Origin of the sequence: Pseudomonas sp. NPDC086251, assembly GCF_044746405.1 — a bacterium.
In the GTDB taxonomy this organism is placed as follows: Bacteria; Pseudomonadota; Gammaproteobacteria; order Pseudomonadales; family Pseudomonadaceae; genus Aquipseudomonas.
In genome coordinates this window covers 130,107-151,926 of the sequence record NZ_JBIVBY010000003.1, presented here as the reverse complement: position 1 = coordinate 151,926, position 21,820 = coordinate 130,107, and the positions used below count along the sequence as shown (strand labels likewise).

Sequence of the window (21,820 nt, the reverse complement as noted above, 5' to 3'; positions counted from 1 at the left end):
TGTTGAACCGCATTCGCGAGCAAGCCCGCTCCCACAGTGGATCTGTGTAGGTACATCAGATTTAGGCAACACCGAATGAGCGGACCGGACCAACCCTCGATCTGCAATAACTTGAATAGCCGCCGCCGCTACGGCAGGCTGGCACGATTAACGACCCAAACCGGGAGAGACACACACAATGGCACTTATCAGCATGCGCCAGATGCTGGACCACGCAGCCGAGTTCGGCTACGGCGTTCCAGCCTTCAACGTCAACAACCTTGAGCAGATGCGCGCCATCATGGAAGCCGCTGACAAGACTGACTCCCCGGTGATCGTCCAGGCGTCGGCCGGTGCTCGCAAATACGCCGGTGCACCGTTCCTGCGTCACCTGATCCTGGCGGCAATCGAAGAATTCCCGCACATCCCGGTGTGCATGCACCAGGACCACGGCACCAGCCCTGACGTCTGCCAGCGCTCCATTCAACTGGGCTTCAGCTCGGTCATGATGGACGGTTCCCTGGGCGAAGACGGCAAGACGCCGACCGACTACGACTACAACATCCGCGTCACCCAACAAACCGTAGCCATGGCTCACGCCTGCGGCGTATCGGTTGAAGGCGAGCTGGGCTGCCTGGGGTCGCTGGAAACCGGCATGGCCGGTGAAGAAGACGGCATCGGCGCCGAAGGCGTTCTGGATCACAGCCAAATGCTGACCGACCCGGAAGAAGCCGCTGACTTCGTCAAACGCACTCAGGTCGATGCCCTGGCCATCGCCATCGGCACCAGCCACGGCGCGTACAAGTTCACCAAGCCGCCTACCGGCGACGTGCTGGCGATCGACCGCATCAAAGAAATCCACAAGCGCATCCCGAACACTCACCTGGTGATGCACGGTTCGTCTTCGGTCCCACAAGACTGGCTGGCGATCATCAACCAGTATGGCGGCGACATCAAAGAAACCTACGGCGTACCGGTTGAAGAAATCGTCGAAGGCATCAAGCACGGCGTGCGCAAGGTCAACATCGACACCGACCTGCGCCTGGCGTCCACCGGTGCGATGCGTCGCCTGATGGCCACCAACCCGAGCGAATTCGACCCACGTAAATTCTTCGGCGCCACTGTTACTGCCATGCGCGACGTGTGCATCGCACGTTACGAAGCCTTCGGTACCGCGGGCAACGCTTCGAAGATCAAGCCGATCTCGCTGGAGGCGATGTACCAGCGTTATCTGAAAGGTGAGTTGAACGCCAAGGTCAACTAAGCCTTCAGTGTTTGGTTGCATTAAAAAACCCGCCGAGAGGCGGGTTTTTTTGTGAGCGACTGTTCGATATTCCGTTTCTCCATGTTTTGTTACGCACTTGTAGGAAATGGATATAAAAACCTGTCAGGTTTGACAGTTGTCGCGACATCCCGAAGGCACGATCATTCAGGTTGAAGTTATTAACTGATTTAGTTTGAGTGAGCTGGACATAACGGGGTATGCAGATGGTCAGTGATGTTGATGTCTTCTGACTGTAGGAGTAATGACTGATTGAATAGAGATTCTTCCATTCACAGAGTTTGTCTTTGACGGGTTTATTTTTTTTACGTTAAATACATTCGGCGTTGGCAAGGTTGCCATCGGTTTTATCTTTCATGGATGAGGGTTTGTATGTTTTCTCGTAAAGATTCTAAGCGTTTAAGTTCTGCTGTTGTTTTAATGTGTTTTTTCGTGACGCTTACCGCTAATGCGGCAAACGGAGTGTTTACCGCGTCGATCGACAGTCAGGGCAAGGTAATGGTGCAATCCCCCCAATGGATAAAAAACGTAAAACACATTCCACAGGCAGGGTATTTTTCTGATTACGAAATAGTGCTCAACGCGGGGGTGTTTGAACGTAATCCGGGCTTCTGCTCTGTATCGGTTACAGATTTGGACTCGTACGACGATATTGTTTCTGCGCATGCCAAATTGGCCGGAACACCGACAAGCCATGCCGTAAAAGTGATCACTCAGTTAATAGGCGATTCCGCCAAGGAGGCGGGCACGTCAAAGAGTTTCATGTTGATGTGCGTGAGTTAAACGCGTGGGATGCCATTGCAGCGAGAAGTTTTCCTCTCACTGCAATGGTCGCAGCGGGATCACTTATCGTGATCAATATCCAGCTTGCTGAACGTTACTTTCCCTCCTTCGCTCGTATACCCGGTGTGGTCCTGCACATACACCCCGGCCTTGAAGTACAGCGGCTTGTCGCGCCAGGTCTTGCTGATGTCGGTGTCCCACTGGTAACCCGCCGCGCTGATCCCCAACGCACCGCCAGGGCTGAGGTGGATGAGGTAGTTGAACTGTTGATCCAGTTTCACCCCGGTGGCGATGGTGATGACCCGCCCTTCGCCGTCATCCGGGTGCATGCGCACCTTGGCGACGATGTTGCCGGAGGAGGTGCTGGTTTTGTATTGATACTCGAGCTTCACCAAAGGCTTCTGGCTTTGGTAGGCGTGGATCTGGCCGATGACGATCTTGCCCGAGCTCGGGACCTGGTTCACGGCCAGGGTGGCCCGCAGGGAGTTATCGGCCTCCGGGTACAGCCAGTTGCGCAGGGTGCCGTTGCTGTAGGTTTCGCGAAGTTCGGTGCGGGGGTACTTGGCGTTTTCGGTTTTCGAGCCGGTGACCGGGGACCAGAAGAACAAGGTGCCGGTGTCGGAGTGGAAGTATTGATCCTTGAAGCCTTTCACCAGTTTTGGAGTGTCAACGGTGTACGGCGGATTGCCGACAGGAACACTCAGGTTCCAGGTTGCGAGATCGATCATAGTCAAAAGCTTCCACGATTTTTTTTGCTGCACGCCCGTGCCAGAAGCTCTAGCACGTGCCTTGGAGGGCGGTCTTTATAAGCGCAGAAGCCGTCTTTGTTAATCCCCGTCCGGCAGATCGCTGGCGTCAACATCCTGTCGAAATGCCATCTTTCCCGGTTTTAGAGGGCTGTAGGACCGACCGTTAGTCGGCAAATGGACGCTTTAGTTAAATGATGGCTTACTGACACCTTCTGCTTTCACAGAACCCGGTCTAGAGTGAGCGTTAGTATTTGTCCGGTTTTCACGAGAAACCGGCCTGCCGCCCCGAACAAGAGAAGCAGCATGGAATGCGCGCAACCCACGCCAGCTGAAGGCAGCTCGATCCTGTTAATTGTCGACGATTACCCGGAAAACCTGACCAGCATGCGCGCGTTGTTGCAGCGCCAGGACTGGCAGGTCTTGACCGCAGGCTCGGGTTTCGAAGCGCTTAGCCTGTTACTCGAACACGATGTCGACCTGGTGCTGCTGGACGTGCAGATGCCGGGCATGGACGGTTTTGAAGTCGCGCGCCTGATGCGCGGCAGCCAGCGGACCCGTCTCACGCCGATCATATTTCTCACCGCCAACGAGCAATCCCAGGACGCCGTGATCAAGGGCTACGCCAGTGGCGCGGTGGATTACCTGTTCAAACCGTTCGACCCGCAAATTCTCAAGCCCAAAGTGCAGGCGTTGCTCGAGCATCAGCGCAATCGCCGTGCGTTGCAGCGCCTGAGCCGCGATCTGGAGGTCGCACGCGCGTTTAATGCCTCGGTGCTGGATAACGCGGCCGAAGGCATTCTGGTGGTCAATGAGGACGGTCTGATCCGCTTTGCCAACCCGGCCATGTCGCGGCTGCTCAATGCCACGGTGCAAGACCTGCAAGGCAAGGAGTTTCTGGATTTCCTGCAAAAGCCGCATATTCCGGTCTGGGCCGACTCTGAACTGTTAGCCGGTTACAAACGCGGTGAAACCCTGCGTTTGCACGACGCCTTGCTGCGGACGGCACCTGGCCAGCAGGTGCCGGTGGCCCTGTCGTGCGCGCCGTTGCCCGCTGAACAACATGCGATGGTGGTGACGGTGCTGGACATGTCGGTGGTGCGCCATCTGCACCAGCAACTGGAGTTCCAGGCCGTTACCGATCCGTTGACCGGGCTGCTCAACCGCCGGGGGTTCTACCAGACCGCGGAAAACCTGCTGCTGCGCGGCGATCGCTCTGACAGCGCCTGGGTGTTGCTGTACCTCGACCTCGATGGCTTCAAACGGGTCAATGATTCCCTCGGTCACGATGCCGGTGACCGGGTGCTGCGCTGGGTGTCCGAGCAGTTGAAGGCGTGCCTGCGGCCCTTCGACATTCTGGCGCGCATCGGCGGCGACGAGTTCACGGCGCTACTGGACCTGGAGTTTCCCGAGCAGGCGGCCAAGATTGCCGAGAAGCTGATTGAGCGGGTGTCGATCTGTCAGCAGATCGATGGGCTGGATATCGCCCTGGGCGCCAGCATCGGCATCGCCACGTACCCGGATTGCGGTTCCAATCTCGACGGATTGTTGCGGGCGTCCGACATCGCCATGTACGAAGCCAAGCGCGCCGGCCGTCAGCAATATCGCTTCTACGATCACGAAATGAACGGCCGGGCGCGCTCGCGGCTGATGCTTGAAGACAGTGTGCGCACGGCCATCGAGAACCGTGATTTCAGTCTGGTGTATCAGCCGCAGGTGGCGATTGCCGGTGGGCAGATTCGTGGGTTCGAAGCGTTGTTGCGCTGGCAGCATCCGAGCGTTGGCGATGTACCGCCGGGGCTGTTTTTGCCACTGCTGGAAGAGGCGCGGTTGATCAGTCGTCTGGGCAGCTGGATTTACCATCGCGGCGCCGAACAGCGCAAAGCCTGGGAAACCCTGTTCGCCGAGGATTTGGTGCTGGGTGTCAGCTTGAGCAGTACACAATTCGGCATGCCCAACCTGGTCACCGAGCTGCGCCAGGTGCTGGAGCGTCATGGTTTGCAAGCGCGTTACCTGGAGGTCGAGGTCACAGAAGAGGCCTTGATGCAAAACCCTGAGGAAACCCGCAAACAGTTGCGTCTGCTGCGTAACCTCGGGGTGCGCGTGGCCCTGGATGACTTCGGTTCCGGGCCGTGCTCGCTGTCTCATCTGCGGGATCTGGAGCTGGACACGCTCAAGTTCGATCGGCACTTGATTGCCCGGCTGCCGGAGTCTTCACGGGATGCGGCGCTGGTGCGCAATGTGATTGACCTGTGCAAACAGTACGGGATGCTGGTGATTGCCGAAGGGGTGGAAACCGTTGCGCAATACCAGTGGCTGCAAGCCAATGGCTGTGAGTATGTGCAGGGATATCTGGTGTCACGGCCGATGATGGCCGAGGACACTGGCGACTTCGCGCGTCCATTTGACTGGAGCGCGCTGATCGGCTGAATTCGCTACACTGGCGACCTTTTCGTGACTCGTGTTGCCGCCACTAATGACCGCGTTGAAATACCTCCAGGCTTATCCCGCTACGTTGCAGGACCAGGTGCGCCAGCTGATCGCCGAGGGTCGGCTGGGCGACTACCTGAGCCAGCGTTACCCGGAAAAACACGGCGTGCAAAGCGACAAGGCGTTGTACACCTATGCGCTGGACCTCAAGCAGGAATACCTGCGCAATGCCCCGGCCATCGACAAAGTGTTGTTCGACAACCGCCTGGACCTGACCCACCGCGCCCTCGGCCTGCACACCACGATTTCCCGTGTGCAGGGTGGCAAGCTCAAGTCCAAGAAAGAAATCCGCGTGGCCTCGCTGTTCAAGGAAGCACCGTCGGAATTTCTGAAAATGATCGTGGTGCATGAACTGGCGCACTTCAAAGAGTCGGATCACAACAAAGCGTTCTACAAGCTGTGCGAGCACATGTTGCCGGGGTATCACCAGGTCGAGTTCGACCTTCGGGTGTACCTGACGTGGCGGGATATGCAATAGAAGATCAAAAGATCGCAGCCTCGTTGCACTCGACAGCTCCTACAGAAGAACTCGGACCAATGTAGGAGCTGTCGAGTGCAACGAGGCTGCGATCTTAAAAAAGGGGGCATAGATGGACGTGAGCAAGACCAAGAGCAGCTTCTACCGTCGGTTGTACGTGGCGTACCTGATCGACAGCGGGCTGGCCAGCAGCGTCCCGGCGTTGACCGACGTCACTGGCATGCCCCGGCGCACGGCCCAGGACACCATCGCCGCGTTGGCGGATCTGGATATTGTGTGCGAGTTCGAGCAGGAAGAAGGCGCGCGCAATCATGCCGGGCGCTATCGGATTCGCGAGTGGGGGGCGATTGATCGGGGATGGATCGAGCGTAATTTGCGGCAGATCAAAGCGGTGCTTGAGTATCCCTGATTTCTGTGGTGACTGAGCTGACGCCTTCGCGGGCAAGCCTCGCTCCTACAAGGCACGTTGACCTGTAGGAGCGAGGCTTGCCCGCGAAAGGGCCCTCAAGGACGACGCATCCCGATGTGCGGAATGTCATCCTCAAGAAACTCCTCGCCCACCACGACAAATCCATACCGCCCGTAATACCCCTGCAAATGCGCCTGGGCCGAGAGATAGATCGGTACATCGGGCCAGCGCTTTTCCGCCTGTTTCAGCGCCTGCGCCATCAACTCATGCCCTAACCCGGTGCCGCGTGCCGGAGGGGCAATGATCACCCGGCCGATCACCACGTCGCCGCCCTGCAGCTCCGGGTCGAGTAACCTCAAATAGGCCACCAGCCGATCCCCGTCCCAGGCCATCAGATGGCAGGTGTCACCTTCCAGATCCTGGCCATCGATGTCCTGATACACGCATTTCTGCTCGACGACGAACACTTCGGCCCGTAATTGCAGAAGGGCGTACAGCTGTTCTTTGCCCAGATCGCTGTGGTGTTTGCAGACCCAATCGATTGTCATCTTCAGATTCCTTGAACAACGTCGCTCCGATACTAAGCGCCCAGCCGAACGATGTCTTTATGGCAAAGAAATCTGTGACAAAGGCCAAAATGCCATCATTCATTTCTCGCGGCGTTGTCTTCTTTGTGTAATCTTCGATCACGCGCTTTGCAGTGGCTTCAATGAGCTAAGGTTAGACCGGAGTTTCGCCGGTTCGGGGGCCTTGGAGTTTAGGCTGAAAACACGCCGGGCAGCCCGCCCGCTAAGGATTTTCTAGCATGCCGCGATTGCATCGAGCCTGTGCTTTGATTGGATTGCTGTTGCTGACTCAAAGCGCGGCAGCTGAAAAGCTGCGGCTGGTGGCTGACGCCTGGCCACCCTTTACCGACGCCACGCTGGTCAATGGCGGGTTGGCGACGGACATCGTCAGCACGGCGCTGGCCCGGGCCGGCTATGCCAGTGATTTTGAACAAGTGCCCTGGGCGCGGGCCTTGCTGGGCGTGGGCGAGGGGCGATACGACGTGTTGGTCAACGCCTGGTACACCGACGAACGCACCAAGTTGGGCCAATACTCCGGTGAATACCTGCTCAACCGCGTGCGCTTTCTCAAGCGCAAAGACGCACCGATCGAATACAACAACTTGCAGCAACTGCACACTTACCCGATCGCGGTGGTGCGCGGTTATGCCTATTCGCCGGAGTTCGATGAAGACGTCTCGCTGCAGAAAGTCCCGGTGCACAGCTTCGCCATGGCTGTACGCATGGTTGCCGCGGATCGGGTCAAGCTGACGCTGGAAGACGAGTACGTTGCGCGTTATTACCTGTCCCGGGAGTCATCCGCGGTGCGCAATGCCGTGGAGTTCCTGCCCAAGGCGCTGAGCGAAAACAGCCTGCACATTCTGGTCAGCCTGAAGAACCCGAAGCATGAACAGATCGTCGCCGGTTTCGACCGTGAGATCGCGGCGATGAAGGTGGACGGGAGTTATGACCGGTTGATGAGGCAGCATGGGATGTGAGCTTTGTGGTGCAGCTGATGGCCCCTTCGCGGGCAAGCCTCGCTCCTACAAGGGCACGTCCAACCCTGTAGGAGCGAGGCTTGCCCGCGAAGAGGCCGGCCTAGCCACCGCAATTCTCAATCCTCACTCGTATCCTTGATCAAATGCGCCGCCAACGTGCGCAACGGCCCCAACTGCCGACAGATCAACCCCAACTGCGTCTGCACCAACCGCTGCCCTTCATCGATTTCATCCGGCATCTGCTCAAGCGCATTGGCCAGCGCCTCTTCCTCATCGCTTTGAATCGCAATCGGCAATTTGCTCGCCAACCCTTGAGCGATCTCGTCGATGCTGGCCGCCAGTCTCACCCCGGCACCGTCGATCAGCGACTCACGCACGTCCGGCGGTAGTTGGGTTTCCCGGTGTGCGCCCAGCCCTGACAAGTAACTGAGCAAAGTGTGCGACAGCACCAGGAAGCGGAAACCGACATCCGCTTCCTTACGGAAATGCCCCGGCTCCATCAGCATGTTGGCCAGCGTCGTCGACAGCGCGGCATCGGCGTTGTGCGCGTTGCGCCGGGCCAGGCGATACGCCAGGTCGTCGCTTTTGCCGGCGGCGTATTGCTGCATGATCTGGCGCAGGTAAATGCTGTTGCAGGTCAGGGTGTTGGCCAGCACTTTGTTCAGGCGTCGGCCCTGCCAGTCCGGCAGGAACAGGAACACCGCGAGGCCGGCGATCAGGCTGCCGAGCAGCGTATCGAACAGCCGTGGAAGGAACAGTCCATAACCGTCGCCCACCTGGTTGAAACAGAACAGCACCATCAGGGTGATCGCGGCAGTCGCCAACGTGTAGCGGGTGGTGCGGTTGATAAAGAACACCACCCCGGCCGCGATCGCGAAACACGACTGGACCAGGGGATTGGGGAACAGGTCAAACAGCGCCCAGGCCAGGGTCAGGCCGATGGCGGTGCCGATGATCCGCTGACCGAGTTTGCGCCGGGTGGCGCCGTAGTTCGGCTGACAGACAAACAGCGTGGTGAGAATGATCCAGTAACCTTGGGACGGGTGGATCAAATGCACCATGGCGTAGCCGATGCTCAACGCCAGGGGCAAACGCAGGGCGTGACGGAACAGCAGCGAGGTCGGCGTCAGCTGCGTGCGTAACCGAACCCAGACATCCTTGAGGCTGCGTGGCGAACGGTCGAGCAGGCTGCTGTCGGTGGCGTCAGCCAGGGCATCGGGGTTGCTGGCGTCGCTGAGCAAGCGGTCGAGCGTGCCGAGGTTGGCCGCCAATGCCCGCAACGAACGCAGCAAGCCGCGCCAGGCCGGGTTGCTCTGAATGCGCAGGTGTTCGAGTGAGGCGTGCAAATCACTGAGGGCTTCGGCGAAGCTCGCGTCATAGACGAACGGCTGACGCATCTGGATCGACTCGGCCAGGGCTCGGCAGGCCTTGCCTTGCTGACGCAACAGACGCTGACAACGGAACATCACGTCGCTGTGGAAGAACGCATCGGCCAGGGCGTTGTAAGGGTAGTGCGAGGAACTGGCGCGCTCGTGGATGTCCTGGGCCAGGAAGTACAGCTTGAGGTAACGGCTGACTTTCGAACCTGGCCGACCGTTGCCGACCCGGTGCAAGATGATTTCCTTGGCGACGTTCAGGGCCGCCACGACTCGACCGTTCTGCTGGGCCAGTTCGAGACGACGCGCTTCCACGTCCATCTGCCGGATCGGCTCGAACAGCGACGATTTCAGCTTCAGGTAAAACCCCAGTTCACGGAACAACCGCGCCAGGCTCTGCTGCACCGGCTGGTTGGAGAACAGCGCCTGCCACAACACCGAGAGCAGGCCGTACCAGGTGGCGCCGGCCACCAGCAGCACCGGCTCGTGCCAGAAATCGGTGACCGCGCCGCCGCGCTGGTCCACGCCGATCATGGTGTAGACCGACAGAATCAACGTCGCCGAGGCAATTGCGCCATAGCGTTCGCCGAGGGCGCCGAGCATGGTCAGGCAGAAGGCGGCCAGGGCGAAGGCGATGATGAACAGAACAGGGTAGGGGAACAGCAATTCGACCGACAGCGCGGCGACCATGAAGCACACCAGCGTGACCGCCAGTGCGTTGAGGCGGCCTTGCCAACTGTCGTCGGTCTCGGCCAGGGCGCTGGCGATAATCCCGAGGAACAGCGGGATCAGCAGCCCCATTTCATCCTGATACCAACACAGCGCCATGCTGCCGGTCAGGGCGATGAACACCCGCACGCTGTAGCTGAATTTATCCAACGCCCAGAGGCGGCGCAGAGACTGACTGAATGGGGTCGATGACATGAAGTGCGAAGGCCTTCCGAGGCAATGCCGCTAAATTGAGCCAGTAATGACGTCGACGCAATGGCGCCGATCACATCTGACAGCAAAATCTGTTCCTTTAAATACCAACACATAACCAATGTGGGAGCGGGCTTGCTCGCGAAAGCGGTGTGTCAGGCAACTTATTGCTAACTGACACTCCCTCTTCGCGAGCAAGCCCGCTCCCACATTTGATTGGTGTACACCCGTTGGTCAGACGTATTGCGCAGCTGCGTAGCCCGAGGCCCAGGCCCACTGGAAATTGAAGCCGCCCAGATGCCCGGTCACGTCGAGTACTTCGCCGATGAAGTACAAGCCAGGGCTTTTCAGGGATTCCATGGTCTTGGACGACACCTCGTGAGTATCAACGCCACCCAGGGTCACTTCGGCCGTGCGGTAGCCTTCGGTGCCCGCCGGTACGACTTTCCAGCTCGCCAGTTTGTCGGCAACGTCTGCCAGTTCCGCGTGGGTGTACTGCTTCATTGGTTTGGAGACGAACCAGTTATCCGCCAGCAAGCTGGCCATTTTCTTGGTGAAGATTTCGCCGAGCAGGGTTTTCAGCTCACTGTTGGGGCGTTCGGCCTGCTGCTGTTGCAGCCAGCTCGGCACGTCGTGGTCCGGCATCAGGTTGATTTCCACCGTGTCGCCTGATTCCCAGAACGAAGAAATCTGCAAAATCGCCGGGCCGCTGAGGCCGCGGTGAGTGAACAGGATGTTCTCGCGGAAACTCTGCTCGTTGCAGCTCACCAGGCAATCCACCGACGTGCCCGACAGCTCGGTGCAAAGCTCCTTGAGCTGATCGGTGATGGTGAACGGCACAAGTCCAGCACGGGTCGGCAGCAACTCGTGGCCGAACTGCTTGGCCACTTGATAGCCGAAACCGGTCGCGCCCAGGGTCGGGATCGACAGGCCGCCGGTGGCGATCACCAGGGATTCGCAGGTGATCTGGCCGAGCGTGGTGTCCAGCAGGTAACCGCTTTCGAGCTTTTCGATGGTCTGGATCGAGGTGTCCAAGTGCAGGCTGACGCCGACCTGATCGCACTCGTTGAGCAGCATCTGGAGGATGTCGCTGGATTTGTTATCGCAGAACAACTGGCCGAGTTTTTTCTCGTGGTACGGCACGCCGTGTTTGGCGACCATGCCGATGAAATCCCACTGGGTGTAGCGCGCCAGTGCGGATTTGCAGAAGTGTTCGTTCTGAGAGAGAAAATTGCCCGGTTCGGTGTACATGTTGGTGAAATTGCAGCGGCCACCGCCCGACATCAGGATTTTCTTGCCGGCCTTGTTGGCGTGGTCGAGCAACATCACCTTGCGCCCGCGCCCGGCGGCGGTCAGCGCACACATCAACCCTGCGGCGCCAGCGCCAATGATCACAACTTCGGTAGAGCGCAAAACGGTGTCCTCACACAAAATCTCAAAGCTTACGCCACCCTTGTAGGAGCGAGGCTTGCCCGCGAAGCTCTTGGCGGCCTCGCGGTCCCCTTCGCGGGCAAGCCTCGCTCCTACAGGGGGGGGCGGTGGCGTTCTTACAAAATGCGTACGCGCAGCGAACGGCCTTTGATCTTGCCGTCGTTCAGGCGCTGCAAGGCTTGCTTGGCGATCCCGCGTTCCACGGCCACATACGCCTGGAAGTCGAAAATAGCGATCTTGCCGACCTGGGCACCCGGAATACCGGCGTCGCCAGTCAGTGCGCCCAGAATGTCGCCCGGACGCACCTTGTCTTTACGGCCAGCGCCGATGCACAACGTGCTCATGGCCGGCAGCAGCGGGGCGCCGCCCTGGGACGTGAGGTTGTCCACCAGATCCCAGTTCAACGGCGACTTCTGCAGGAGCTCGATGGCTTGGGCGCGGTGCGCTTCGGACGGCGCGACCAGGCTGATCGCGATGCCTTTCTCACCGGCGCGGCCAGTACGGCCCACACGGTGAATGTGGATTTCCGAGTCACGGGCCAACTCGACGTTGATCACCATGTCCAGCGCATCGATGTCCAGACCGCGAGCGGCAACGTCGGTGGCGACCAGTACCGAGGTGCTGCGGTTGGAGAACATGGCCAGCACTTGATCGCGATCACGCTGTTCCAGATCGCCATGCAGGCCGACGGCAGAGATGCCTTTGGACGTCAGGTGATCGACGGTTTCCTGAACCTGCTGCTTGGTGAAGCAGAACGCCACGCAGGAGGCAGGGCGGAAGTGACCAAGCACCTTGGTCACAGCGCTCATGCGGTCGTCCGGGGAGATTTCGTAGAAACGCTGCTCGATCTGCGTGTCGTCATGGAACGCCTCGGCTTTCACGATCTGAGGGTTGCGCATGAACTTGGCCGCCAGTTGCTTGATGCCCGACGGGTACGTGGCGGAGAACAGCAGGGTCTGGCGACGTTCCGGCGTCTGGGCGATGATTTCTTCGATCGAGTCGTAGAAACCCATGTCGAGCATGCGGTCCGCTTCGTCGAGGATCAGTGTGTTCAGACCATGGAGCACCAGCGAGCCTTTGCGCAAATGCTGCTGAATACGGCCCGGGGTGCCGACGATGATGTGCGCGCCGTGCTCCAGGGAGCCGATCTGTGGGCCGAAGGACACGCCGCCGCACAAGGTCAGGATCTTGATGTTGTCTTCGGCGCGAGCCAGACGACGGAGTTCCTTGGCGACCTGGTCAGCCAGCTCGCGAGTCGGGCAAATCACCAGCGCCTGGCAACCGAAGAAGCGCGGATTGATCGGGTTCAGCAGGCCGATACCGAAGGCGGCGGTCTTGCCGCTGCCGGTCTTGGCTTGCGCGATCAGGTCCATCCCCTTGAGGATCACCGGCAAGCTTTGCGCCTGGATCGGCGTCATCTGGGCATAACCGAGGGAGTCGAGGTTAGCCAGCATGGCGGCGGACAGCGGCAAAGTATTAAAAGCGGTGGCGATGGTGGTCACGGGACTGGCCTGCAAAACAAAATGTCGCGCAGTGTATCAGTCCCGTGGGCATTCGCCCTAAGGCTCTATGTGCTGTTCCGGACGTTTGACGCGCCGTCCGTCTTCTCTCGACAGCTGCGAGAAGATCGTCGCGGCCAACATCGCCATGATTCCGACGGTGACAAAGGTCAGTTGGAACGCGCCAAGAACCGTGTCCACGCCATCGTTTCCGACTTCTGCCGTGAAGCCGCCGAGCAGCGCACCGGCGCACGCTACACCGAGGCTCAAGGACAATTGCGCGACCACCGAGAGCAAGCTGTTGCCGCTGCTGGCGCTGGCGTCGTCGAGGTCGATCAGGGTCACGGTGTTCATCGCGGTGAACTGCAAGGAGTTGATCGCGCCGAGAATCGACAGCATGACCAGCAGCAACCAGTACGGCGTCTGCTCGCTGACCAGGCCCATGCTCGCGAGCATCAGCCCGAGCGCCAGCGTATTGCCGGTCAGCACGATGCGATAGCCCAGCCGCTCGATCAGCGGTCGCGCCACCGACTTGGCAACCATCGCGGCCGCCGCCAGCGGCAACATGCTCATCCCGGCCTGCGACGGCGAATAACCCAGCGCCACTTGCAGCAGCAACGGCACGAGGAACGGCAGGGCGCCGCTGCCCAAGCGAGCGAACAGATTGCCGAGGATGCCCACGGCGAAGGTTCGGGTCTTGAACAGCGACGGCGCGAACAGCGGATTATCAATGTGCCCGGCCCGCAGCCAATAAGCCGCCAGACACGCCATGCCGCCGAACAGCAGCAACATCACGCGCAAGTGCGGCAGGTGCAATTCGCCGAGGCCTTCCATGGCAATGGTGATCAGCACCATCGCCGCGCCGAACAGCAAAAAGCCCAGGCTGTCGAAACGGGTGCGTTCGGTGCCGCGCAGGTCGGGGATGAATTTCCACACGGCGTAGCAACCGACGGCGCCCACCGGCAGGTTGATCAGGAAGATCCAGTGCCAGGTCAGGTATTCCACCATCCAGCCGCCCATGGTCGGGCCGATCAACGGGCCGAGCAGGCCGGGAATGGTGATGAAGCCCATGATCCGCACCAGTTCCGAACGCGGGTAGGCGCGCAGCACCACCAGTCTACCGACCGGCAGCATCAAGGCACCGCCGAGGCCCTGGATCACTCGGGCACCGATCAATGTGCTCAAGGTGCTCGACAGCGCGCACAACAACGAACCGACGCTGAACAACAGAATCGCGCTGAAGAAGATTTTCTTGGTGCCGAAACGGTCGGCGATCCAGCCTGAGGCCGGGATCAGCAGCGCGACGGTGAGCATGTAGGCAATGATGACCCCCTGCATGCGCAACGGATCTTCCGCCAGGTCTCGGGCCATGGCGGGCAGGGCGGTGTTGAGGATCGTCCCGTCGAGGGACTGCATGAAGAACGCAATGGCGACGACCCACGGCACCCAGCGGGCGGTGACAGCGTCGAGAGGCAGGCGGTTGGGCATGGGACCTCATGTCAGTGTGGGTCAGGTAGTCCGTGGTGACTGCTTCGCGGGCAAGCCTCGCTCCTACAAAGGCAGCGCAAATCTGTAGGAACGAGGCTTGCCCGCGAAGCTTTTACAGCGTCAAAGTGAGTTGGCTGATCAGCGCTCCCGGCAACAATGCCGACGCCGTCGCCCGCTGGCTGTACGTGCTGGCCGACAGCAGCAATTCCCGCTCCTCGGTCAACGCTTCCAGCTTGGAACCGAGCAAACTGTAGGCGCTGTCATCAAAGCGCATGGTGCTCACCGGTGCCTGAATCTCGCCGTTCTCGACCCAGAACGTTGCAAACCGCGTCATGCCGGTCAGGCGCGCCGCCGGTTGGTCCGAGTAGTTCAGGTACCAGAGGTTGCTGATGTACAGCCCGGTGCCCAATTGCTTGAGGATTTCAGCCTCGTGCAATACGCCGGCCTTCATGTTCAAGGCGCTGGGCATCTCACCACCGCTGGCACCGTTGGCCGTCAGGCCGTATTCCGCCGCACTGCGAGAGCTGACCATTTGCGCACCGGCCTTGCCTTCGACGATCAACCCCAGATCACTGCGTGGATAACCTTCACCGGAAAACGCCGGACTCAGGGAACCGCTGACTTTTTCATCGACCGAGACCAGCGCACTGAACGAACTGTCGCCGCCGTAGAGCTTCTGCAGCGGACTGCCTTTGCTGGCGATCGACTGCGCGGAAAAACCGCCCCAGCCGAGCATGTCCATGATTTCGCCCATGGCCGCTGGCGCCAGGTAAGCGCGGTACTGACCCGGTGCCAAGGTGCGCAACGGCCGACCGAGAAACGCCAATTGCTCGCGAGCCTGCTGGAAGCGCTTGGCAAAGCCTTCGCTGTTCCAGTCATGCCCGGCGTAGCTGGCCTTCACCGCTTGGCCGTTTTCATGGAACAGGCTGAAATCGAAGTTAAAGCTGTTGGCCTGATGCCAGCCGAACGCGCCCGAGGAACTGGCAAAGCCACGACTGATCGGACCGGCCGCGTAGAACCCCACCAGGTCCAGCCCTTCGGCGGCCTGGGTGATTTCTGCAACGACCTGCTCGGTATCCGGCAGCGGATGTTCCTGCACGTTCTTGCTCTGCCAGCCGTTGTAATTCAACAGCAGGTACGGATCCTGAGGCAGCAGCGGCAAGGTTTCGCGCAACTGTTGCAGCCCTTCAGCCAGACGCTGAACATCGACTTCAGCATCACCGGAGAGGGTTATGTCGAGGTCGGCATGACGACCCTCATCGATCAGTTTGAAACCAATGCTCGCCTGCTGCACCTGCCCGGCCTGACGGACCTTGGCGTGATTGAAGCGCACGAAGGCCGACGACTCGGCGGCGTAGCTGAGAGTGAACTGTTCCGGCTCGTGAATCGCTTCGCGCAACCAATTGACCAAGGCTTTGAACGCATCGGCCTGATTTTTTGGGGCGCTCGTTAAAGTAGTCATCAGGCATCTCCCCCAAACACATCCACATGGCTGAACACGCAGGCCGGCGAGGCATGGCCGACGCGGATCACCTGATTCGGTTCGCCCTTGCCGCAGTTCGGCGTGCCGAGGACCTTGAAGGTGCTGGCGTCGCCGACGGCGCTGAGGCTTTTCCAGAAGTGCGCGGAAATCGCCCGGTAATTCGGGTTTTTCACCACGCCCTTGAGTTCGCCGTTTTCGATCAGCTGGCCCCATTCGCAACCGAACTGGAACTTGTTGCGCGCATCATCGATCGACCACGAGCGATTGGTGCTCATCAAAATGCCGTGCTCGATCCCACCGATCAGTTGCTCCAGCGGTTGATCGCCGGGCTCGATGTTCAGGTTGGCCATACGGTCGATCGGCGGACGGTTCCAGCCGCAGGCACGGCTGTTGGCGACACCGTCCATACCCGCACGGAACTGCGACAGTGCGCCGCCCAGTGGGCGCAGCAACAAGCCTTCTTTGATCAGAAATTGCTTGCTGGCGGCCGTGCCGTCGTCGTCATGGCCGTAGCTGGCGAGCTGCTCGGGGATGTCCGGGTCGAAGGTGACGTTGAGCAGTTTCGAGCCGTATTGCAGGCTACCGAAGTCTTCTGCCTTGACGAAACTGGTGCCGGCGTAATTGCGCTCATCGCCGAGGATGCGGTCGAGTTCCAGCGGGTGACCGATGGATTCGTGGATCTGCAGCATCATCTGGTCCGGCATCAGCAGCAGGTCGCGCGGGCCTTGCGGGGTGTTCGGTGCCAGCAGCAATTGCAGCGCCTGATCGGCGATTTTCGGGCCAGCGCCGACCAGCCCGCAGCGGCTGATCACATCGAAGCCACCTTGCTGGCCGAAGTTCTCGCGGCCCAGGGTGCGGGTCTGGCTGTCGCTGCCGTCGTAGGCGGTGACTTCCAGGCTCGGGTAGACGAAACGCTGGGCCTGGCGCAACTCGGCACCGGCGCTGCTGAGGTAGATCTGCTCAACGTGGGTGATGCCAATGCTCACCTGCCAGTTCACCAGGCGCTCGTCCTTGGGCACGGCGGCGGATTCGGCGCCGAGCAGTTGGTAGCAGTCGCTCAGGGACGGAAAAGGCTGGTCGTGGTTCGGCGAAAAGTAGTCGGCGCGGTCACTGGAAACGGCTTGCTCGCTCAGGTCCAGCAGGGCGTGGGGCTTGAGTCGACGGGCTTGCTGCTCGGCGCGGTCGAGAGCGGCTTGCAAGCCTTGTTGCGACAGGTCGTTGGTCGCGGCATAGGCTTCGACGCCGTTGACCCGAACGGTCAGCATCGCGCCTTCGTCACGGCTCAGGCTTGGAGGTTCGGCGACATTCTTGCGCACCGACAGGTACTGACCGGACTCGCGTACATAACGCAGCGAAAAGAATTCAGCGCCCGTGCGCAAGGCAGCAAAACGCTGCTTGAGCTGGGGGTGGAAATCGAACATTCGGGAACCTCCTTGGTATGGAGTGGCGGCGTAGCGGTGTGGCGAGGGGGTGAATCGATTGCGTGGCGCTAGAGTAGGCCTGCGCGGGGGTAGGATCAAGGGCGGAGCGGTGTGGGAAAGGATTAGCGGGGTGTATCAGGAGGTTGCGTATGGGGCGTGAGGGCCTCTTCGCGGGCAAGCCTCGCTCCTACAAGGAAACACGATCCCCTGTAGGAGCGAGGCTTGCCCGCGAAGGCCGCGCCTCGGTCTAACGTCTTACTGCGCGGTAAGGCTCACATCCCGCAACGGCTTGCCACGCACCGGCGCATCGCCGGCGACGAAGTAAGCTGCCTTGCTGCGCGGCAATGGCTGGCGGCCACGGATCTTGTCGGCGATTTTCTCGGCGATCATGATCGTTGGCGCGTTCAGGTTGCCGGTGGTGATGATCGGCATGATCGAGGCATCGACCACCCGCAGGCTCTGCAGGCCGTGCACACGACCTTCCGCGTCAACCACGGCCATTTCGTCGGTGCCCATCTTGCACGAGCAGGATGGGTGGAACGCGGTTTCGGCGTGTTCGCGGATGAACTTGTCGAGCTGTTCATCGGTTTGCACGTCGATGCCGGGGCTGATTTCGCGGCCACGGAAAGCGTCCAGTGCTGGCTGTTGCATGATTTCACGGGTCAGGCGAATGCCGTCGCGGAATTCCTGCCAGTCCTGCTCGGTGGCCATGTAGTTGAACAGGATGCTCGGGTACTCGCGCGGATCCTTCGACTTGGCCTGGACACGACCGCGGCTCGGCGAACGCATGGAACCCATGTGCGCCTGGAAGCCGTGCTCTTTCACACCGTTGCTGCCGTTGTAGTTAATCGCGACCGGCAGGAAGTGGTACTGGATGTTCGGCCAATCGAATTCCGGGCGGGTGCGGATGAAACCGCCGGCTTCGAACTGGTTGCTGGCGCCGATGCCGGTGCCGTTGAACAGCCATTCGGCACCGATGGCTGGCTGGTTGTACCAGAGCAGCGACGGGTACAGCGAGACCGGTTGGGTGCAGGCGTATTGCAGGTACAACTCAAGGTGATCCTGCAGGTTTTCGCCAACACCTGGCAGGTCATGGACCACCGGGATGTCGAGCTTTTTCAGCAGGTCGGCCGGGCCGACACCGGAGCGTTGCAGGATCTGCGGCGAAGCGATCGCGCCGGAGCACAGCAGCACTTCTTTACGGGCGCGGACTTCAACGCGCTCTTCAGCGGCACCGATCAGGTAACGCACGCCGACGGCACGCTTGCCTTCGAACAAAATCTTGTCGGTCAGGGCGTGAGTGACGATGGTCAGGGTCGAACGTTTCTTGGCGACGTCCAGGTAACCGCGAGCGGTGCTGGCGCGACGGCCGTTCGGCGTGACGGTGCGGTCCATCGGGCCGAAGCCTTCTTGCTGGTAACCGTTCAAGTCTTCGGTGCGCGGGTAACCGGCCTGTACGCCTGCTTCAACCATGGCGTGGAACAGCGGGTTGTTGCCGGCTTTGGGCGTGGTCACGCTGACCGGACCGTCGCCACCGTGGTAGTCGTTCGGGCCGATGTCGCGGGTTTCGGCTTTGCGGAAATACGGCAGGCAGTTCAGGTAATCCCAGTCTTCCAGACCTGGCAGTCTGGCCCAGTTGTCGTAGTCCATGGCGTTGCCACGGATGTAGCACATGCCGTTGATCAGCGAAGAGCCGCCGAGGCCTTTGCCGCGACCGCATTCCATCCGGCGACCGTCCATGTGTGGCTCTGGATCGGTTTCGTAGGCCCAGTTGTAGCGACGGCCTTGCAGCGGGAACGCCAGGGCGGCCGGCATTTGCGTGCGGAAGTCCATGCGATAATCCGGGCCGCCAGCTTCGAGCAGCAGGACGGTGACGCCTTCGTCTTCAGTCAGACGGGTCGCCAGGGTGTTACCGGCCGAGCCGGCACCGATGATGATGTAATCGAATTCTTGGGACATTGAATGCACCCTCTTTGAAAGTGGTCAGGTCTGGCCATGGCGAGTGCTGCGCACTCGATCGCCAGCAGGCTGGCTCCCACATTGGAATGAGGATTCCTGTGGGAGCCAGCCTGCTGGCGATGACGGCCTCGCAGGCGAAGCGAAATGTCGCCTTAGAACACCGAGGCGTAATCGCCCAGTTCGACCTGTACCGATTTGATGCGTGTGAAGTTGTTCAGCGAGCTGATGCCGTTCTCACGGCCAACACCCGATTGCTTGTAGCCACCGACCGGCATCTTCGCGTCGGACTCGCCCCAGGCGTTGATCCAGCAGATACCGGCTTCCAGTTGATGAATCACGCGGTGAGCGCGGTTCAAGTCTTTGGTGACAACGCCAGCGGCCAGGCCGAAGTCGGTGTCGTTGGCACGACGGATCACTTCTTCTTCGGTTTCGTAAGTCAGGATGCTCATTACCGGGCCGAAGATTTCTTCGCGAACGATGGTCATCTCGTCGGTGCAGTCGGTGAACACAGTCGGGGCCACGAACGCGCCTTTGGCGAATTCGCCTTCGGTCAGACGACCGCCACCGCACAGCACGCGAGCGCCTTCTTCCTTACCTTTGGCGATGTAACCCAGCACGCTTTCCATGTGGGCGAAGCTGACCAGCGGGCCGAAGTTGGTGTTTTCGTCTTCCGGGTTGCCGACGCGGATGCGCGCAACACGCTCAACGATCTTGGTTTCGAACGCGGCTTTCAGGTGGCTTGGTACGAACACGCGAGTGCCGTTGGTGCAGACCTGGCCGGAGCTGTAGAAGTTGGCCATCATCGCGGTGTCGGCGGCGCGATCGAGGTCGGCGTCGTCGAAAATGATCAGCGGGGATTTGCCGCCCAGTTCCATGGTCACGTCTTTCAGCGATGAGGCGGAAGCGCTGGCCATGACCTTCTTGCCGGTGTCGGTGCCGCCGGTGAAGGAGATTTTTTCGATGCGTGGGTGCTCGGTCAGCCAGGTGCCGACTTCACGGCCGCTGCCGGTCAGCACGTTGAACACGCCAGCCGGAACGCCGGCTTCGGTGTAGATCTCGGCCAGTTTCAGCGTGGTCAGGGACGTGACTTCGCTTGGCTTGAAGATCATCGCGTTACCGGCCGCCAGGGCGGGTGCGGATTTCCACAGGGCGATCTGGATCGGGTAGTTCCACGCGCCGATACCGGCCACGACGCCCAGCGGCTCGCGACGGGTGTAGACGAACGAAGTAGTGCGCAGCGGGATCTGCTCGCCTTCGATGGCCGGCACCAGGCCTGCGTAGTACTCCAGCACGTCAGCGCCGGTGACGATGTCGACGTACTTGGTTTCGGAGAACGACTTGCCGGTGTCCAGGGTTTCCAGGGCGGCCAGTTCATCGTTGCGCTCGCGCAGGATGTCGACGGCACGACGCAGGATGCGCGAACGCTCCATGGCGGTCATGGCAGCCCAGATTTTCTGGCCCTTTTCGGCGCTGACGACAGCGCGCTCGACGTCGTCGAAGGTCGCACGTTGTACTTTTGCGAGGACTTCACCGTTAGCCGGGTTGATGGCTTCGAAAGTGGCGTCGCTGCTGGCGTCACTGTAGCCGCCATCGATGTAGAGTTTTTGCAGTTCGAAACGGGCCATATTGTCCTCGCAAGAGCATAAGTGGGTTGGCGGTAACCACTGGGCGTGCCGTGTAGCTCGGGCGGCGCGGGTCAGTGGCGGTTCAGGTGCTGAGCGTTTTATGTGTGCTCTAGCTCACCTGCTTGGCCAATTGGAAATCCATGTATTCGTAAGCGATGCGGTGCGCTTGCTCGGTGTCGAAAGCATCGCCCGACAGCGCGCCGCGCAACCACAAACCGTCGATGAGGGCTGCCAGGCCTCGAGCTGCACTGCGCGCGTCATCGAGCGGCAATACACGGCGGAACTGGCAGCACAGGTTGGAATACAGACGGTGATCGTTGATCCGCTGCAACCTGTGCAAAGACGGGTGGTGCATGCTGGTGGCCCAGAAGGCCAGCCAGGTTTTCATTGCCGGGCCATTGACCTGGCTGGCGTCGAAGTTGCCTTCGATAATCACCTGAAGGTGCGCCCGTGGGCTGCTGTCCTCCAGCGCCTGACGACGCGCGGTGACGTTCTCGCTGAGGACACTCATCAGGTACTGCGCCGTGGCCGCGATCAGGCCGTTCTTGTCCTGAAAATAGTGACTGATGATGCCATTCGAGACACCGGCCAAACGGGCGATCAGCGCAATGCTGGCGTCCCCCATTCCGACCTGATCGACCGCCTGCAAGGTGGCTTCGATCAATTGCTGGCGGCGGATGGGTTGCATACCGACCTTGGGCATCTTGCACATCTCCTTAGGCCTTCCGGCGGACGTAAAACGTCTATCGGATTGAAGGCCAGTCTATTTTGTTTTGATTGAACGTTCAATCAACAAAGAATAAGATCTGCGACAATTCGTCGCTGCCTACAGGTTTTTCCTACACGTAGTTAGCGGAAAAACGACATCCGAAAACGCTCGAAACCCTTGCGCACTGGCGCTCCCGGG

Annotated in this window: 17 protein-coding genes; 6 read left to right on the top strand and 11 right to left on the bottom strand. The window is 60.2% G+C overall.

Annotated elements, in window-relative coordinates:
- The first annotated feature begins 178 nt into the window (after positions 1-178).
- On the top strand, positions 179-1,243 hold the full coding sequence (gene fba / locus ACIPL2_RS06430) for a class II fructose-bisphosphate aldolase (protein WP_054044249.1): 1,065 nt from the start codon (positions 179-181) through the stop codon (positions 1,241-1,243).
- Positions 1,244-1,633: 390 nt separating this feature from the next.
- On the top strand, positions 1,634-2,044 hold the full coding sequence (locus ACIPL2_RS06425) for a hypothetical protein (protein ID WP_401354059.1): 411 nt from the start codon (positions 1,634-1,636) through the stop codon (positions 2,042-2,044).
- Between the two features lie 59 nt (positions 2,045-2,103).
- On the opposite strand, the gene ACIPL2_RS06420 is transcribed toward ACIPL2_RS06425, so the two are convergent.
- A complete protein-coding gene (locus ACIPL2_RS06420; protein WP_401354057.1) occupies positions 2,104-2,772 on the bottom strand; it encodes a polysaccharide lyase family 7 protein in 669 nt (222 codons plus the stop codon).
- 324 nt (positions 2,773-3,096) lie between these two features.
- On the opposite strand from ACIPL2_RS06420, the gene ACIPL2_RS06415 reads away from it, so the two are divergent.
- The 3 genes from ACIPL2_RS06415 to ACIPL2_RS06405 all read left to right on the top strand — a co-directional run bounded on the left by ACIPL2_RS06415 (position 3,097) and on the right by ACIPL2_RS06405 (position 6,167).
- A complete protein-coding gene (locus tag ACIPL2_RS06415) occupies positions 3,097-5,220 on the top strand; it encodes a putative bifunctional diguanylate cyclase/phosphodiesterase (RefSeq protein WP_401354055.1) in 2,124 nt (707 codons plus the stop codon).
- Positions 5,221-5,266: 46 nt separating this feature from the next.
- A complete protein-coding gene (locus tag ACIPL2_RS06410) occupies positions 5,267-5,758 on the top strand; it encodes a M48 family metallopeptidase (RefSeq protein WP_059407487.1) in 492 nt (163 codons plus the stop codon).
- Positions 5,759-5,870: 112 nt separating this feature from the next.
- Entirely contained in the window at positions 5,871-6,167 is a 297-nt protein-coding gene (locus ACIPL2_RS06405) for a helix-turn-helix domain-containing protein (RefSeq protein ID WP_008033286.1), read from the top strand.
- 95 nt (positions 6,168-6,262) lie between these two features.
- Here the strand turns inward: ACIPL2_RS06405 and ACIPL2_RS06400 are convergent, their stop codons facing one another.
- A complete protein-coding gene (locus ACIPL2_RS06400) occupies positions 6,263-6,715 on the bottom strand; it encodes a GNAT family N-acetyltransferase (protein ID WP_401354053.1) in 453 nt (150 codons plus the stop codon).
- 257 nt (positions 6,716-6,972) lie between these two features.
- Between ACIPL2_RS06400 and ACIPL2_RS06395 the strand changes: the two genes are divergently transcribed.
- Positions 6,973-7,710: a substrate-binding periplasmic protein gene (locus ACIPL2_RS06395; protein ID WP_401354051.1), complete on the top strand. Its 738-nt coding sequence runs from the start codon at positions 6,973-6,975 to the stop codon at positions 7,708-7,710.
- A 116-nt stretch (positions 7,711-7,826) separates the two neighbouring features.
- Here ACIPL2_RS06395 and yccS read toward each other — a convergent pair whose 3' ends face one another.
- From yccS to betI, 9 genes are all read right to left on the bottom strand, one after another.
- A complete protein-coding gene (gene yccS, locus ACIPL2_RS06390; RefSeq protein WP_401354049.1) occupies positions 7,827-10,010 on the bottom strand; it encodes a YccS family putative transporter in 2,184 nt (727 codons plus the stop codon).
- 231 nt (positions 10,011-10,241) lie between these two features.
- A complete protein-coding gene (locus tag ACIPL2_RS06385; protein ID WP_401354047.1) occupies positions 10,242-11,420 on the bottom strand; it encodes an NAD(P)/FAD-dependent oxidoreductase in 1,179 nt (392 codons plus the stop codon).
- A gap of 134 nt (positions 11,421-11,554) precedes the next feature.
- Complete coding sequence (gene dbpA / locus ACIPL2_RS06380; RefSeq protein WP_059407482.1) at positions 11,555-12,940, bottom strand: ATP-dependent RNA helicase DbpA; 1,386 nt, start codon at positions 12,938-12,940, stop codon at positions 11,555-11,557.
- A gap of 57 nt (positions 12,941-12,997) precedes the next feature.
- Positions 12,998-14,425 (bottom strand): multidrug transporter subunit MdtD, encoded by a 1,428-nt coding sequence (gene mdtD / locus ACIPL2_RS06375; RefSeq protein WP_401354044.1) that lies wholly within the window; start codon positions 14,423-14,425, stop codon positions 12,998-13,000.
- A gap of 112 nt (positions 14,426-14,537) precedes the next feature.
- Positions 14,538-15,887 (bottom strand): TldD/PmbA family protein, encoded by a 1,350-nt coding sequence (locus ACIPL2_RS06370; protein ID WP_401354042.1) that lies wholly within the window; start codon positions 15,885-15,887, stop codon positions 14,538-14,540.
- Positions 15,887-17,329, bottom strand: a complete 1,443-nt coding sequence (locus ACIPL2_RS06365) for a TldD/PmbA family protein (protein ID WP_401354039.1) — start codon at positions 17,327-17,329, stop codon at positions 15,887-15,889. The genes ACIPL2_RS06370 and ACIPL2_RS06365 overlap by 1 nt, the downstream gene beginning before the upstream one ends.
- Before the next feature lie 255 nt (positions 17,330-17,584).
- The gene (gene betA / locus ACIPL2_RS06360; protein WP_401354037.1) at positions 17,585-19,288 is read right to left on the bottom strand and encodes a choline dehydrogenase; all 1,704 of its coding nucleotides are present in this window, start codon (positions 19,286-19,288) and stop codon (positions 17,585-17,587) included.
- Between the two features lie 152 nt (positions 19,289-19,440).
- Complete coding sequence (betB, locus tag ACIPL2_RS06355; protein WP_401354035.1) at positions 19,441-20,913, bottom strand: betaine-aldehyde dehydrogenase; 1,473 nt, start codon at positions 20,911-20,913, stop codon at positions 19,441-19,443.
- 109 nt (positions 20,914-21,022) lie between these two features.
- Complete coding sequence (gene betI, locus ACIPL2_RS06350; protein WP_010466984.1) at positions 21,023-21,616, bottom strand: transcriptional regulator BetI; 594 nt, start codon at positions 21,614-21,616, stop codon at positions 21,023-21,025.
- Positions 21,617-21,820: the final 204 nt, after the last annotated feature.

Coding starts and splice junctions, on each gene's coding strand:
- fba (WP_054044249.1), top strand. CDS start 179: ATGGCACTTATCAGCATGCGCCAGATGCTGGACCACGCAGCCGAGTTC.
- ACIPL2_RS06425 (WP_401354059.1), top strand. CDS start 1,634: ATGTTTTCTCGTAAAGATTCTAAGCGTTTAAGTTCTGCTGTTGTTTTA.
- ACIPL2_RS06420 (WP_401354057.1), bottom strand. CDS start 2,772: ATGATCGATCTCGCAACCTGGAACCTGAGTGTTCCTGTCGGCAATCCG.
- ACIPL2_RS06415 (WP_401354055.1), top strand. CDS start 3,097: ATGGAATGCGCGCAACCCACGCCAGCTGAAGGCAGCTCGATCCTGTTA.
- ACIPL2_RS06410 (WP_059407487.1), top strand. CDS start 5,267: ATGACCGCGTTGAAATACCTCCAGGCTTATCCCGCTACGTTGCAGGAC.
- ACIPL2_RS06405 (WP_008033286.1), top strand. CDS start 5,871: ATGGACGTGAGCAAGACCAAGAGCAGCTTCTACCGTCGGTTGTACGTG.
- ACIPL2_RS06400 (WP_401354053.1), bottom strand. CDS start 6,715: ATGACAATCGATTGGGTCTGCAAACACCACAGCGATCTGGGCAAAGAA.
- ACIPL2_RS06395 (WP_401354051.1), top strand. CDS start 6,973: ATGCCGCGATTGCATCGAGCCTGTGCTTTGATTGGATTGCTGTTGCTG.
- yccS (WP_401354049.1), bottom strand. CDS start 10,010: ATGTCATCGACCCCATTCAGTCAGTCTCTGCGCCGCCTCTGGGCGTTG.
- mdtD (WP_401354044.1), bottom strand. CDS start 14,425: ATGCCCAACCGCCTGCCTCTCGACGCTGTCACCGCCCGCTGGGTGCCG.
- ACIPL2_RS06370 (WP_401354042.1), bottom strand. CDS start 15,887: ATGACTACTTTAACGAGCGCCCCAAAAAATCAGGCCGATGCGTTCAAA.
- ACIPL2_RS06365 (WP_401354039.1), bottom strand. CDS start 17,329: ATGTTCGATTTCCACCCCCAGCTCAAGCAGCGTTTTGCTGCCTTGCGC.
- betA (WP_401354037.1), bottom strand. CDS start 19,288: ATGTCCCAAGAATTCGATTACATCATCATCGGTGCCGGCTCGGCCGGT.
- betB (WP_401354035.1), bottom strand. CDS start 20,913: ATGGCCCGTTTCGAACTGCAAAAACTCTACATCGATGGCGGCTACAGT.
- betI (WP_010466984.1), bottom strand. CDS start 21,616: ATGCCCAAGGTCGGTATGCAACCCATCCGCCGCCAGCAATTGATCGAA.